The sequence below is a fragment of the Rhodococcus sp. BP-241 genome, from assembly GCF_019836145.1.
Taxonomy (GTDB): Bacteria; Actinomycetota; Actinomycetes; order Mycobacteriales; family Mycobacteriaceae; genus Rhodococcoides.
Window position 1 is genome coordinate 1 of record NZ_JABUEI010000007.1, and the last position, 14,491, is coordinate 14,491.

At 70.6% G+C, this 14,491-nt stretch carries 14 protein-coding genes; 2 read left to right on the forward strand and 12 right to left on the reverse strand.

What is annotated here, in order from left to right; translation table 11 throughout:
• Positions 1 to 679 (forward strand): nucleotidyltransferase family protein (locus tag HQ308_RS14955; RefSeq protein WP_308115788.1); only part of this gene is annotated, 679 nt, incomplete at its 5' end.
• 42 nt (positions 680 to 721) lie between these two features.
• Positions 722 to 1,234: a bifunctional 2-polyprenyl-6-hydroxyphenol methylase/3-demethylubiquinol 3-O-methyltransferase UbiG gene (locus tag HQ308_RS14960; protein ID WP_222646985.1), complete on the forward strand. Its 513-nt coding sequence runs from the start codon at positions 722 to 724 to the stop codon at positions 1,232 to 1,234.
• Here the strand turns inward: HQ308_RS14960 and HQ308_RS14965 are convergent.
• The 12 genes from HQ308_RS14965 to HQ308_RS15020 form a co-directional block, all read right to left on the reverse strand.
• Positions 1,213 to 1,938, reverse strand: coding sequence for a haloacid dehalogenase type II (locus HQ308_RS14965; RefSeq protein WP_222646986.1), 726 nt, complete (start codon positions 1,936 to 1,938; stop codon positions 1,213 to 1,215). The genes HQ308_RS14960 and HQ308_RS14965 overlap by 22 nt on opposite strands.
• Positions 1,939 to 2,053: 115 nt before the next feature.
• Positions 2,054 to 3,847, reverse strand: coding sequence for an acetyl/propionyl/methylcrotonyl-CoA carboxylase subunit alpha (locus HQ308_RS14970; RefSeq protein WP_222646987.1), 1,794 nt, complete (start codon positions 3,845 to 3,847; stop codon positions 2,054 to 2,056).
• Positions 3,848 to 3,936: 89 nt separating this feature from the next.
• On the reverse strand, positions 3,937 to 5,394 hold the full coding sequence (locus HQ308_RS14975) for a condensation domain-containing protein (RefSeq protein WP_222646988.1): 1,458 nt from the start codon (positions 5,392 to 5,394) through the stop codon (positions 3,937 to 3,939).
• Positions 5,395 to 5,496: 102 nt separating this feature from the next.
• The gene (locus tag HQ308_RS14980; RefSeq protein WP_222646989.1) at positions 5,497 to 5,916 is read right to left on the reverse strand and encodes a SufE family protein; all 420 of its coding nucleotides are present in this window, start codon (positions 5,914 to 5,916) and stop codon (positions 5,497 to 5,499) included.
• The gene (locus HQ308_RS14985; RefSeq protein ID WP_027506907.1) at positions 5,913 to 6,800 is read right to left on the reverse strand and encodes a sulfurtransferase; all 888 of its coding nucleotides are present in this window, start codon (positions 6,798 to 6,800) and stop codon (positions 5,913 to 5,915) included. The genes HQ308_RS14980 and HQ308_RS14985 overlap by 4 nt, the downstream gene beginning before the upstream one ends.
• Before the next feature lie 82 nt (positions 6,801 to 6,882).
• The gene (locus tag HQ308_RS14990) at positions 6,883 to 7,563 is read right to left on the reverse strand and encodes a nucleoside triphosphate pyrophosphatase (protein ID WP_222646990.1); all 681 of its coding nucleotides are present in this window, start codon (positions 7,561 to 7,563) and stop codon (positions 6,883 to 6,885) included.
• Positions 7,560 to 7,817 (reverse strand): acyl-CoA carboxylase subunit epsilon, encoded by a 258-nt coding sequence (locus tag HQ308_RS14995; RefSeq protein WP_027506905.1) that lies wholly within the window; start codon positions 7,815 to 7,817, stop codon positions 7,560 to 7,562. The genes HQ308_RS14990 and HQ308_RS14995 overlap by 4 nt, the downstream gene beginning before the upstream one ends.
• A gap of 36 nt (positions 7,818 to 7,853) precedes the next feature.
• Positions 7,854 to 9,242 carry a condensation domain-containing protein gene (locus tag HQ308_RS15000; RefSeq protein ID WP_222646996.1) on the reverse strand — a complete coding sequence of 463 codons (1,389 nt, stop codon included), beginning with the start codon at positions 9,240 to 9,242 and terminating at the stop codon, positions 7,854 to 7,856.
• Complete coding sequence (locus HQ308_RS15005; RefSeq protein ID WP_222646998.1) at positions 9,233 to 10,663, reverse strand: condensation domain-containing protein; 1,431 nt, start codon at positions 10,661 to 10,663, stop codon at positions 9,233 to 9,235. The genes HQ308_RS15000 and HQ308_RS15005 overlap by 10 nt, the downstream gene beginning before the upstream one ends.
• A complete protein-coding gene (locus HQ308_RS15010) occupies positions 10,660 to 12,120 on the reverse strand; it encodes a condensation domain-containing protein (RefSeq protein ID WP_222647000.1) in 1,461 nt (486 codons plus the stop codon). Before HQ308_RS15010 ends, HQ308_RS15005 begins: the two co-directional genes overlap by 4 nt.
• Positions 12,121 to 12,178: 58 nt before the next feature.
• Complete coding sequence (locus tag HQ308_RS15015; protein ID WP_222647002.1) at positions 12,179 to 13,054, reverse strand: glycosyltransferase family 2 protein; 876 nt, start codon at positions 13,052 to 13,054, stop codon at positions 12,179 to 12,181.
• Positions 13,051 to 14,388: a glycosyltransferase gene (locus HQ308_RS15020; protein ID WP_222647004.1), complete on the reverse strand. Its 1,338-nt coding sequence runs from the start codon at positions 14,386 to 14,388 to the stop codon at positions 13,051 to 13,053. The genes HQ308_RS15015 and HQ308_RS15020 overlap by 4 nt, the downstream gene beginning before the upstream one ends.
• Positions 14,389 to 14,491: the final 103 nt, after the last annotated feature.

The window sequence follows — 14,491 nt, forward strand, 5'->3', positions numbered from 1 at the left end:
GATCACGACGCTGCGCTCGCACCGCGACTCGACGGTGCCGCCGGGTTCCCGCGCGGTGGGTGCGAAAAGTGGGTCGTGGCGCCCGGGAGGTGCTCGGCGCGCACTGGCGCCGGGGACGCAGCCCGTGCAGGGTGGTCGCATGACGACGGTCGGCGTGGTGCTCGCGGCGGGTGCGGGCACCCGGTACGGCGCCCCCAAGATCCTGGCGCACGACGGGCTCTGGTTGGACCTGGCGGTGCGGGCGCTGCGCGAGGGCGGGTGCGACGAGGTCCTGGTCGTCGTGGGTGCCGCGGCGCCGGAGATGCCTCCCGGCGCGCAGGCCGTGGTGAACGACGAGTGGCGCACCGGCATGGGCAGCTCGGTGCGGGTGGGCCTGCAGGCATGTGAGACGACCGACGCCGACCTCGCGGTGCTGCACCTGGTGGACACCCCCGACATCGGCGCCGAGGTGGTGGGGCGGGTTCTCGACCATGCCGCGAGCACTGGAATCGCGCGGGCCACCTTCGATGACACTCCCGGTCACCCCGTGGTGCTCGCGCGCCGGTGGTGGGTGGAGGTCGCGGAGGCGGCGACGGGGGATCAGGGCGCCCGCACCTTCCTCCGCGGCAACCCCGACGTGATCACCGTCGAGTGCGGGGACCTCGCGACGGGTCGCGATCACGACCGCCCGAGCCCCTGACGATTACGCCGAGGCCCGGCTGGGCACAGGACAGTCATGCCGATGAGTTCGTCCGAAGGTAAGTCCTGGACCCGCGACCGTGTCCACGCCCTGGGGTCCGAGCGACCCGTCTCCGTGCTCGACATCGGACCGGGGGTGGGGACCTACGCGAAACTGCTTGCAGGACCGCAGCTCTCCCGCATCACCGGTGTCGAGATCTGGGAGCCGTACGTGGAGACCTACCGCCTCCACGAGTACTACGACGAGATCATCCTCGGTGACGCGCGCACGGTGGACCTGCCGACGGCGGACGTGGTGATCATCGGCGACGTGGCGGAGCACATGACCGAGGCCGACGCGGTGGCGCTGTGGGCCAAGTGCTGTGCGGCCGCGACGCGGGCGGCGTACCTGTCGATCCCGATCGTCCACTACCCGCAGCACGAGATCGAGGGCAATCCGCACGAGATCCACGTCGACGAGGACTGGAATCACGAGCGCGTGCTGTCGTCCTTCGAGGGCATCGGCGCCTGGGAACTCGGGTCCGAGGTCGGCGTCTACGAACGACTGCTCGCCTGACCGGACCGGAGAAGCCTGCCCAGTTCCTCGAGGTCGTCGACGACGAACTCCCAGTCGTCGGTGGGTTCGGACTCGGTCTGCTGCGGTCCGTGCTCGTGTGGGCGGCGCACGAAGGCGGTCTGTAGTCCGCACCCACGGGCGGCGGCGAGATCATCGTTGTGTGTCGCGACCATCAGGCACTGGCCGGGAGCGAGATCGAGCAACTCTGCCGTCCGCAGATACGACTCGGGAGTCGGCTTGTAGGCCTGCACCACCTCCGCGCCGAGGACCGCGTCCCAGGGGATGCCGGCACGCTTGGCCATGTCGAGGAGCAACGACACGTTGCCGTTGGACAGGGGTGCCACGATGACGGACTCGCGGACGGCTGCGATACCGGCGACCGAGTCCGGCCACGGCGGCAACCGGTGCCACGCCAGAGTCAGATCGTCGACCGCCTCGGTGGGGAGCACGTACTCCGCCAGCAGTTCCACGAGACTCTCGCGGTGCAGCACGTCGAGTTTGGTGAAGGGGCGCTCACCGGTCCGGATCGGTTGCATCGAGGGCTGGTACCTCGCACGCCACCGGTCCGCGAAGTCGCCCGGATCGATGTCGTCGCGTTCGGGGGCGTACTCGTCCAGCCAGCGCCGCACCTCGTCGGCGATACCCCCACGCCAGTCGACGACGGTGCCGAACACGTCGAAGAGAGCGGCCCGGACGTCTGTCACGACGCGCGCCCGTACGAGCCGGGAGACAGGAACGCCCGCCCTCGTCGATCGGTTCTCACGTGCGGACTGTCGTCGGCCATGAGAGGAGCGTAACGGGGGCGGGCGTCCGGCCGGCTCACTTCAGTTCTGCGAGAACAGTTCCCTGGGTGATGGCGGAGCCGGGCTCCACGGCGAGTCCGGTGACGACGCCGTCCTTGTGGGCGGTGACGGGGTTTTCCATCTTCATGGCCTCGAGGACGGCGATGAGGTCGCCGGCGACGACTTCCTGGCCCTCGGTGACGGCGACCTTGACGACGGTGCCCTGCATGGGTGCGGTGACGGCGTCACCGGACGCGGCTGCGCTGCCGGCGCCGCCACGGGTGCGCGCCTTGGGCTTGCGACGAATGACGTTGCCACCGGCAGCAGCATTGCCGCCGAGCGAGAACTGGCCGGGCAGGGACACCTCGACACGGCGGCCGCCGACCTCGACGACGACGTTCTGTCGGGGTCCGTTCTCGTCGTCCTCGATGGGGGCGCCGGCGGTGAACGGTTCGACGGTGTTGTCCCACTCGGTCTCGATCCACCGGGTGTGGACGTCGAAGGACTGACCGTCGCCGATGAAGGCCGGGTCGGAGACGACGGCGCGGTGGAACGGGATGACGGTGGCGAGGCCTTCGACCTTGAATTCTGCGAGGGCGCGGCGCGAGCGAGCGAGGGCTTCCTCGCGGGTGGCGCCGGTGACGATGAGCTTGGCGAGCATGGAGTCGAACTGGCCGCCGATGACGGAGCCGGACTCGACACCGGAGTCGACGCGCACGCCGGGGCCCTCGGGGGCGACGAAGGTGGTGACCGGTCCGGGGGCGGGGAGGAAGCCGCGGCCGGCGTCCTCGCCGTTGATGCGGAACTCGAAGGAGTGTCCGCGCGGGGTGGGGTCCTCGGTGATGGAGAGTTCGTCGCCGTTGGCGATGCGGAACTGCTGCAGCACCAGGTCGATGCCGGAGGTCTCCTCGGTGACGGGGTGTTCGACCTGCAGGCGGGTGTTGACCTCGAGGAAGGAGACGAGTCCGTCCTGTCCGACGAGGTACTCGACGGTGCCGGCGCCGTAGTAGCCGGCTTCCTTGCAGATGGCCTTGGCGGAGGCGTGGATCTCGGCGCGCTGGTCGTCGGTGAGGAACGGTGCGGGAGCTTCCTCGACGAGCTTCTGGAAGCGGCGCTGCAGGGAGCAGTCGCGGGTGCCGGCGACGACGACGTTGCCGTGTTGGTCGGCGATGACCTGCGCTTCGACGTGGCGGGGCTTGTCGAGGTAGCGCTCGACGAAGCACTCGCCGCGGCCGAAGGCGGAGACGGCTTCGCGGGTGGCGGAGTCGAAGAGCTCGGGGATCTCCTCGCGGGTGCGGGCGACCTTCATGCCGCGTCCGCCGCCGCCGAAGGCGGCCTTGATGGCGATGGGGAGGCCGTGCTCGTCGGCGAAGGCGAGGATCTCGTCGGCGTCCTTGACTGGTTCGGACGTGCCGGGCACGGAGGGGGCCTTCGCGCGGGTGGCGATGTGGCGGGCGGTGACCTTGTCGCCGAGGTCGCGGATGGACTGCGGGGACGGTCCGATCCAGATCAGGCCGGCGTCGAGGACGGCCTGGGCGAAGTCGGCGTTCTCGGAGAGGAAGCCGTAGCCGGGGTGGATCGCGTCGGCGCCGGACTTGGCGGCGGCGTCGATGATCTTGTCGATCGCGAGGTAGGACTCGGCGGAGGTCTGACCGCCGAGGGCGAAGGCTTCGTCGGCGAGGCGGACGAAGGGCGCGTCGGCGTCGGGTTCGGCGTAGACCGCGACGGAGGTGTAGCCGGCGTCGGCCGCTGCGCGGATCACACGTACCGCTATCTCACCGCGGTTCGCGACGAGAACCTTGCTGATGCGGGCAGTGGCGTGGCTGGGCACGAAGCCTCCTGTGAGGTCGGGTGGGCCGTCGCGTGGTGTCGCTCCGGCGGACGAGCACGGGCCTTCGCCCGCGCCATCGGTTGGTCATCCTAGTTTCGGAGTGTAGGGGTGAGGTCACTCCGGGCCCGCACGAGGTGTGTCCCGGTGGTCACGACGTCGCTGAGCACGGTCCGCAGTTCTGCCACGAACCGGTGGACGGCAGCGGTGGCGACCTCGCTGCTGGGGAACCGGGCCGAGATGTTGACGCCCTGCGGAGTGCGATGCACCCACAGGTAGACGTCGTGGTCGTACTTCCTGCTCCGCAGTGCGCGCGCGTTGACATCGGGCCACGTCCGCGCGTCGGGTGCGAAGCGCACGTCCATGAAGGAGACGACGAAACGCGGGGTGTCGTGCAGGTCGATCGCCTCGGCGACGAGATCGAGGGGGACACGCGAGATCGGACGGGTGCGTGCGATCTCGGCTCCGGCGCGCACGACGACGTCCCCGAACGACTCGCCGTCCGCGACGTCGAACGCGAGGGGAGCCACGCCGACGAACCAGCCGAGGGACGCGGCCCACGACGGGTCGTGACGGGTGTGCATCGGGGTGACCGTACGGAAACGCCCCGCACCGGACACGGCAGCCGCCGCAGCGCCCATCGAGGCCATGAGGCCGGCGGAGAAGCCCGGACCGGCGCGGCGGCACGCCACGGTGAACGCGTCCGCCTCCTCGGGCGAGAGGACCCACGCGGACAGTCCGGCCTGCGGGATCGGCACCTCCGGGACGGGTCCGATGTCGAGCGGGAAGGACGGGAATCGTCCCCCGTCCTCGGCGAGGAAGTTCGCCCACTCCACGGCGGCGTCGTGCGTCCGGTCGACCCCGCTGCAGAGGGTGCGCTCGAGTTCGCCGAAATCGAGGTAACTGCCGGTGGGGAAGAGCCCTGCCGGGGCGCCGGTGGTCTCCTGCTCGTAGAGGCGGGTGAGTTCGTGCGCGATGAGCACGATGGACAGCCCGTCGATGATCGAGTGATCGGCCGCGAAGAACACGGTGAAGTGGTCCGGCACTGCGTCGCTGCCGGAGTGTCCGGTGGGTTCGAGAGTGACGAACGCGTACGACGGCCACACCAGCGGCGACGTGTACTCGTCGAACAGGTGCTGAAGATGCTCGTACACCTCGCCGGCCTGCGTGCACGCGTCCTGCTGGATGACCCAGATGTCGGTGGCACCGACCGGAGCCGTCACGCGTGAGAGCACGCCCGTGTCGGGGTCGACGGTGGCGTTGGACCGCATACCCTCGTGCCGGTCGATCCACGCCAGCACCGCGCGCCGGAACGCGGCGGTGTCGAGCGGGCCCGCGATGTCGAACGCGGTGCCGAGCCACGACTCGCGACCGGCGGACGGCCGGGCCAGGGTGCGACGCAGGTGCGCCTCGTGCACGTAGGAGGTGGGCCGATCGTCGGGCAGCCACCCCGCGTCCTCCGGCGTCGATGCGTGCGGACCGACACTCGGGATCCATTCGGTGAGGGTGCCTGCCGGAATCGGGTAGTCGACCAGTTCGGTGAACTCCACGATTCGGCTGTCCTTCCACACCGGCGCGGCGCCCCGTACGGACGCCGCTCTCGGTACCTCAGTCTACCGCTGAGAGCGACATTGTCCGAACAAAGCGGCGAGTCAGGAACGCAGGTGCTGTTTGACGCGGCTGAGCATCGCCGACATCCCGCGCAGCCGTAGCGGACTCACGGCCGCCGCGAGTCCCAGCTCGGTGTAGAAGTCGTCCGGGACGTCGAGGATGTCGTCGGCGGCAAGACCGTCGAGCCCCTGCGCCAGGATCGACGCGAAGCCGCGCGTGGTCGGTGCCTCCGGCGGGGCGCTGAAGTACAGGCGCACCGCAGACCGGTCGGACGAGTCCACCGACAGGAACAGCGGTGACTGGCACTCCGGGACGGGCTCCATCGCGGCCTGCTCGAGACCTGCGGGCAAGGCCGGCAGCTCCTTGCTGAACTCGAGCAGCATCGTGATCTTGTCCTGGCCCTCGACGGCCGCGAAGTCGTCGACGATCTCGGCCAGCGGCGCGGGCAGTGTTCCGCTCACTGCAGGGCTCCGGGCTCCTCGCCGCGCGCGATCGGTGTGCGCACGGCGTTGCCCCACTCGGTCCAGGAACCGTCGTAGTTCCGGACGTTCTCGTAGCCGAGCAGATGCGTCAGCACGAACCACGTGTGCGACGACCGCTCGCCGATGCGGCAGTACGCGATGACGTCGGCGTCGGCGGACACGTCCCCGTAGACCTCGTCGAGCTCGGTGCGGGACTTGAACCGGCCGTCGGGTGCCGCGGCCTTCGCCCACGGGATGCTCAGCGCTGTCGGGATGTGTCCACCGCGCAGCGCGCCCTCGTCGGGGTAGTCGGGCATGTGGGTGCGCTCGCCGGTGTACTCGGCGGGGGACCGCACATCGACCAGCGGGCCGGATCCGAGGTGTGCGAGGACGTCGTCCTTGAACGCACGGATGGCGGCGTCGTCGCGCTCGACGACGGGGTAGTCCGCCCCGGAGATGTCGGGGACGTCGAGTGTGGTGTCGCGATTCTCGGCGAGCCAGGCGTCGCGTCCACCGTCCAGCAGGCGCACGTCCTCGTGGCCGAACAGGGTGAAGACCCACAGCGCGTACGCGGCCCACCAGTTGCTCTTGTCGCCGTAGATGACGACGGTGTCGTCGCGCGAGATGCCCTTGCGGTTCATCAGGTCGGCGAACTTCTCGCCGTCGACGTAGTCGCGCGTGACGGGGTCGTTCAGGTCGAGATGCCAGTCGATCTTGACCGCGCCGGGGATGTGGCCGACGTCGTAGAGGAGCACGTCCTCGTCGGACTCGACGACCTTGAGTCCGGGTGTGCCGATGTTGGCGGAGAGCCACTGCGTCGTGACGAGTCGTTCGGGGTGCGCGAACGACGCGAAGGCGGGGTGGGGATCTGGCGCGACGGACACGTGCGTCTCCTGAGGTTGTCAGACGGGGGGTCGAACTGATTGTGCGTGACCACACGATCCTAGGGCGCGCGTCGGGACGGCGTCAGACGCTGGTGTCGTCGATCCCGTCACGATGCGCCGCGGCGCTCTCCCACAGATCGGCGATGCCGACACCCACCTCGGCGAGCAACCGGCGTACCAGCGGCAGCCCGATACCGATGACGGACGACGGGTCACCCTCGATGCCGTCGACGAACCAGCCACCGAGACCGTCGAGGGTGAACGCGCCCGCGACGGCGAGTGGCTCGCCCGAGCGAAGGTAGGCCTCGAGGTCCCGCTCGGTCGGCGAGGAGAAGTGCACCGTGGCCCCGCAGTGGGCCGCGCCGCGTGCGGTGACCCGGCCGTCGTCGAGCCGTAGGACGCAGTGACCGGTGAGCAGGTCACCGCTCGCACCGGCCATCGCCGCCCAGCGTTCGCGAGCGACGGCGACGTCTCGTGGTTTGCCCACGAGGTCGCCGCCGATCGACAGCATGGAGTCGCAGCCCACGACGACGACGGTGCCGGTCGACAGCTCCGGATCGTGGGCGAGAGACTCTGCGATCACGGCCGCCTTGGCCGCGGCCAGCTCGGTGACCACCACCTCGTGCGGGGAGTCGGAGGGCAGTGCTGCGGCGACCGCGTCCTCGTCGACGTCCGAGACCCGGACGATCGGATCCACCCCGGCTGCCCGCAACACGGCCAGGCGGGCGGGCGAGCGCGACGCGAGTACGAACCGGACCGTCACCGCGGTCCGGTGACCCCGGTGGTGAACGAGTAGGGCGAGAAGGCCGTGCCCGCGCGGTGCATGGTGGACGGGCGACCCCAGTGATCGAGCACGGGGATCTCGGTCGGCCCGGCGTCGGCCGTGGCGGCGGACAGGACGGCCACGAGGGCGGCGATCTCCTCGTCGGTCGGGTTGCCCGACTCGACGCGCAGGAAGGGCGCCGAGGGAGCGGTCTCGTCCGTACCGGACTCGGTCCGGTCGTCGGCTGATGTCACGAAGCGTCTCCTCCAGGTTCAGGTGTTCCCCGAACTCTAGGGGACGGTGACCGGCGCGTCGGCCGCGGTCCGGGTGTCCACCGCGAACCGTAGGGCGGCCTCGCACGGCTGGGCGACGAGTGCGAGGTGGTCCGTGACGGCGGCCACGAAGGCCTCGATCGTGGTGCGGGCGGTCGGGTTGTCGGGGAACCGGCTCCGCAGTGCGAGACCGTCCGCGGTGCGGGAGATCCAGAACTGCGCGTCGTCGGAGACGGTGACGTTGGAGATGTGGTGGGCGTCGATGCTGCGCAGCAGGTCGTGTCCGGGGGCCGACCGGTAGTCGACGTAAGACACCATGAAGACGTCCTTGCGCGGGCGCCGGAGTCCGCCCGCGGCCTCGACCACGCGGGCGATGGGCACCTCGCCCAGCGCGACCGCGCGTCGCACCGCCGAACCGGCCGAGCGGATCGTGGCCCTCAGGTCGCTCTCGGTGACGACCTCGAGCGGCGCGTTGGTGACGAACCAGCCGACGGACGACCGCCACGCCGCGGATCGACGGGTGTGCAGCGGGAACAGCAGTGGAACCGTGGCGCCACCACCGAGGTCGCGTACCGCGTGCGCCATGGCCGCGAGCACACCGGCGTAGAGGCTGGCCCCGTCGGCCCGGCACCCGGTCTCGGCCGCGTCGGCCTCCCGTGCGGTGAGCAGGGTGTCGACGCGGACCGCACAGCGGTCCGTGCGCCCGTGCGGGACTCCGAGATCGAGAGGGAACTGCGGCGGAGCGCCGGCGCCCGCGTGCAGGAAGTCGACCCACGTGCGGAGCCGGTCGTCCTCGAGGTCGATCGGCGTGCCCGCGGACTCGGCTGCGCAGTAGTCGACGAAGTCACCCGGATCCGGCGCGGTCTCCGGCTCGCCGAGATAGCCCCGACGGACGTCGTCGATGACGACCGCCAGCGAATAGGCGTCGACGTGCGCGTGATCGAACCCGCACACCACCGTGGAGACGTCCGGACGATCGATGGCGAGGAAGGTGTAGGCCGGTGCGGAGAAGGGAGCGCACGCGGCGTCGAGCGCGGCGCGCACGACGCGGTGCGCCTCCGGGACGGACGGGACCGCGATGTCCGGTCGTCGTCGGAGGGTGAGCGCACCCTGCGGATGGTTCACGCGTGACGGACCGGCGTCGGACCGCACGAACCCGGTCCGGAGCGAACCGTGGCGTGCGACCAACCGCTCGAGAGAACGCTCCAGGGCATCGGTGTCCAGCGGCCCCGGGACGTCGAACGATGCTGCGAGCCACGTGCTGCCGTCGTCGACGTCGGCGAGGTGCGCACTCTGGTTGAACGACGGCGGGACCGTCGACGGGACGGGTTCGGCGTCGGAACGCACGAGCCACTGCAGGACGACGCCGGGGCGCGGGGCCCAGGCGTCCACTCCGATCACGTGCACGCGCCACCACCGACGACGCGGTTCCCGTCCCGCGCGACCGTCTGCAGGACCTCCCGCAGGTGCTGGTGGTATCGCGCCACCTGCCGCTGAGCCTCGGGCGTCGCGGGAGTCTGCGACCCGAGATAGAAGTGGCGATCGTCCCGGTTGAACCACATCGACGCGTTCGCGGTGCGGCCCTCGCCGGTGAACAGGATCGCGTCGTCGTCGGCCTCGGAGCCGTGGCCGGGGAACCAGCGGAAATCGATGTAGGACAACAGGTGCGGGCTCGATGCCAGTCCGGCGCCGCCGACGCCGGACTCGAAGAGCAGCTGCAGCACCTTCCCGATCGGCGCTGCCGCGGTGGCCTTCGTGCGGGCGTAGGCCTCGCTCGCTCGACCGACGAGGGTGCGGAAGTCGCCGACGCCCGCCACGGGGAACGTCACGGGCGCGAAGTTGCAGAACCAGCCCTGGGACAGGGCGAAGTCCCCGAGGTGGCGGGTACCGAGCACGGTGATGCCGGCGTAGTCGTCGCGGCCCGCGAGCTCGTGATCGGTGATCGCGACCGCGGCGAACAGGCCCGTGACGAACTTCCCACCCGCCTCCCGGCACGCGGCGTCGAAGGCCGCGGTGTCGTCCGCGCCCAGCAGGTCCATCTCGATCGGTTCGACGGGAGCGGTCTCACCCGGTGCGAGTCCGAGGTCGAGCGGGAAGGACGGCATCGCGCCGCCGTGGGCTCGCACGACGTCGATCCACTCGGCCAGCTCGGGGGAGTCGGCGTCGACGGCCTCGGCCTTCTCGTTCTCGATCGCGACGTGCTCGAGGAAGCTCCCGGTCCACGCCGAGATGTCGGTGGGTGCACGGTTCGACTGCGCCGCGCGATAGAGATCGATCAGCTCCGCCAGGACCAGGACCTGCGAGGCGCCGTCGGAGAACGCGTGGTCCGCTCCGTAGTAGAGCGTGAATCCCCCCGGTCGCGCCACCGCCCCGAACGCCACGGCGGGCCAACTCAGGGGTGTGGCGTCCCGCGAGAGCCGATCGCGCACGTAGTCGAGGAACTGGTCGGGCGCCGAGCACTCGCCCGCGGAGACGGCCCGCAGGCGCGCGGCCGCCGGGGGAACGCGGCGCCGCACGACCGCGCCGCCGTCCGTCTCGAACCACGTCTGCAGTCCCTCGTGGCGCAGGAGGAACTGCTCGAAGGCGAGGGTCAACGCGGCGACGTCGAGATCTCCGGCGACCTCGGTCGCGGAGCCGAGGTACGCGGTGTGCGTGCCTCCCCGGTCCGCCACCGCGCGCACACCGCGAACATGGTTCTCCTGCAGGAACGACGGCGGGGTGGGATCGACCGGTGCGGACTCGACGAGCGGCCGTGCGTCGTCGACCGGATGCCACTCGAGCAGTTCGCCGGGTGCGGGTTGCCAGTTGCGCATCGCCGTGATGATCATGCGTGCACCGTCCTGTCCGCCCCGCTCTCGACGACGGCGCCGGCGGACTCGCGCAACACCTCCTGGAATCGGGCGAGGTAGGCGTGCACGTTGCGGACCGCCTCCTCGTGGCCGGGGAACCGGGCCGCGATGCTGAGGCCGAGCGGCGTGCGGAGAATCCAGAAGTAGACCTCGTCGCGGGAGGCGGTGGCACTGCGGAGTGTGCGCGTGTTCCACAGCGGCCACGACTCGGCATCGGGGGTGTGACGCAGATCGAGGTAGGACACCACGAACTGCGGCACCGAGTCCACGTTCAGCAGCCGCGCGACACGGGAGTACGGCTGGCGTGCATAGCCCTTGACGGCGTCCAGGCCGGCGGCGGCGCGGCGCACGGCGTCGTCCACGTCCGAGGCGGGGTCGACGTGGACGTCGACCGGCACCACTCCCACGTACCAGCCGACCGATTCGGCGTACTGGGGCTCGAAGCGCGTGTGCATGGGCATGGTCACACGCAGTCGGCGTTCACCCGCGAGGTCGCGGGAGGTCAGTGCCAGCGCACCGACCACGGCCGCGGTCATGGACGCACCCCGCGCGCGGGTGTGTGCGGCGAGCGCGTCGGTGTCCGCCGCACTCAACAGGTACCGGGAGAGACTGCTCTGCCGCTCGGGACCGTGCTCGTCGTCGGCGCCGACCGGGAGGGGGAACGGGGGGAAGCTGCCGTCGGAGAGGAAGGACGACCAGGTGCGGACCACCTCGTGGTCGGGGGTCAGGCAGTCACCGTTCTCCCGGTCGACGACGCTGAAGTCGAGATGACTGCCGATCGCCGCCAGCCGTGGATCGCGCGCGTGGATCTCGAACTCGTACAGCCGGCGGAGTTCGCTGACGGCCAACAGCATCGAGTACGCGTCCATGACGGAGTGGTCGGCTCCGAAGACGAGCAGGAACCGGTCAGTCTCGTCGTCCTCCTCGGTCGACGAACTCGGGGCGATGTCCTCGACCGTGGCGACCACGCAGTGCGGCCACCGGAACGGCGACAGGGTGCGGGCGAAGAAGTCCGAGACGTCGGCGTGCACGTCGGATCCCGTGCGCCGACGCCCGAGTACACGCGGAACCACGTCCACCGCATCCTCCGGGACGGTGGAGCGGGCGAGACGGGCGCCGCCGTCGGCGTCGACGCCGTCCGTCGTGACCGTCGAGCGGAAGGTCTCGTGGCGAGAGGTCCACGCGCGCAGAGCACGACGCAGCGCCTCGGCGTCGTACCGGTCGTGGATCTCGAACACCGCCCCGATCCAGGCGGCGCCGATCTCGTCCGAGGATCCCGTGGCAGCCTTGGCGAGGCTGTGACGGCAATGTTCCTCGTGCGTGTAGGCCAGTGGTCGGTCGTCCCGATACCAGCGGTCGGTCGCGGTGACGGTGGGGATCCACTCGGTCACCACGCCCCGGGGGAGCGGGTGATCGGCGAGCTCGGTGAATTCCATCTTCGGTCTCACGTCCGTTCGAGTCGAGATCGCAGGGTCGGGAAGTGGAGCGGTGCGCTCAGGGCATTCCGCGATCGGTGCGGGGGCGCAGGAGATGTCGCGCGGAGAAGGATCCGCTGTCGCTGTCGTAGGCGCGGATCATCACGAGTCGGCAGGCGTGGAGCGCGGACACCCCCGGCACGTACAGCACGAGCGCTGCCGCCGCGAGCGCGTGGCGTCGATGCAGTCGCAGGGTTCGGGGGAGGCACGCCATGTAGCGGACGAAGGACCGCATTCCCGATTCCATTCGGCGCGGCGACACTCCCACGGTGAGGGAGGGCAGAAAGGCGTTGCACCCGCCCGACTCCTGGACGCAGAGCCCCATGTCGACGTCCTCGAAGACGTCGCGGCGCAGCGAGACGTCCTCGCGGATCAGCTTCCACGTCTCGCGGCGCAGGATCATGTTGGAGCCGTACAGTACCGGAACGTCGCGGACCTCCGGCGTGGACGGCGACCGCCGGGCGAGCGGTGACCACCGCGCCTTGATGCGGGCGGCCGCGTCGCCGTAGGGCAGCTCGTACGCCTCACCGCGTCCGCACGCGGCGGCCCAGTGCTGGTCGACGTCGGCGGCGAAGAAGTCGAGAATCGTTGCCGCCCAGTCATCGGGCACGCGGGTGTCGGCATCGATCCGGGCGACGAGATCCCCGGACGCCGCATCCATACCAGCGTTCCGGGCGAAGACGAGACCCTGCTGCTTCTCGGTCACCACGCGGATCTCGGGGTGGTCCGTGGCATGTCGTCGCACGATGTCACGGGTGCCGTCCGCGGAGTTGTTGTCCACGACGATGATCTCGGTGATGCAGTCGAGCTGGGTGCACAGCAGGTCCAGGCACGCGCCGATGCACTCCTCCTCGTCGAATGCCGGGACGACGACGGACAGGGACAGTCGGTTCATCGGGAGGTCTCCGTTCGCGAGGCGGTCGGGTGCAGCGGGGCCGTGCGGCGCTGCGCTGCCGCCTCGACGAGGTCGGCGCACCGCCGGACCGCATCGGTGGGCGAGACGAGGGAATTCGAGAGACGCTCTGCAGCAGAACGTGTCCGTGGGTGGAGCACCCGGGCCAGAGCGGCATCGAGCGAGGCGGAGGACGCCGATCGTGCGGCGACGCTCGCGCCGACTCGCGAGGCGACGACGCGTCGTCCCCACAGGGGTTGATCGGCACCGACGTGACACACGAGGGTGGGTCGACCGGCGCGCAGACCGGCGGCGGTGGACCCGGCGCCGCCGTGGTGGACGACGGCCTCGCACTGCGGGAGCACCGCGGTGTGGTCGACGGCCGACACCGAGAGGACATCGTGCCCGAACTCGCTGGAACCGGGGGCGTTCTCGCGCAGCAGCCGGTCGTCCCAGCCGCCGACGAGCAGAACGCGTCTCCCGGCACGCCGAACGGCAGCGACGAGTTCGTCGAGAAGAGCCGCGCCGCCGGGGACCGTCATGCTGCCGAACCCGATGTACACCGGTGGTGTGCCCGCGCGGAGCCAGGAATCGAGACCGTCGGCGACCGGGGCAGCTCGCTGCACCGCGGCGCGAGTGCGGGCGTCGGGATGCAGGAAACCGGTGAGAGGTCGCGCCGGGCCCCATTCCTCCGTGAGCCCGGGGAACAGCGCCGCGTCGTACGCCTGGATCTCGGTGACGCCGGAACGCGCCAGCGCCCCAGCGACACTGGATGTCATGGGCGGAAGTCCGAGTTCTGCTCGGAGGGTGGTGTGCGCACCACGGGAGGCGCGCCACAGTGTGGTGTCGAGCGCCCACCACGCCGCGCGGTGCACGAACCCCGGGAGGGCCGACGGTACCGGGACGACGGAGGCGACGCCGTTGCTGCGAACCGGGCAGAAGTGCAGGGGTGCGTAGGGGATCGAGTGCACCTCAGCCACGTCGTACGCGCTCTCCTGACCGACGGACGACCCCACGAGGACATCGCTGCCGGCGGCCAGGTCGGTCAGCGCGGCTCGCGCGGCGCGACCTCCCGCGACGGTGACGGCCGTGATGGCTGCCAGCCGGCGGCGCGGGTTGCGCGAGGCCATGTCTCGGGTCACGAGGGGCGAGGTGAGCAGCTCCGCGGTGTCCACACCGCACGGGCGAGCATCGAGTCCGGCGGACGCGGCGAAGGCGACGAGGTTCGGCGGAACGGCGAGCACCACCCGGTGTCCACGTCGTTCCAGCTCGGTGGCCAGGACGACGCCGGGCTGCACGTCGCCTCTACTTCCCTGAAATGCCAACGTGACCTGCATGTCTCACCCCCTCGAGCGTTGCTCCGCGACCCCCGCGCGCCGAGCGTCCGCAACTGATGACCTCCGCGAACTGTTCGTGGAACGACCATTGCAGACATGGTGG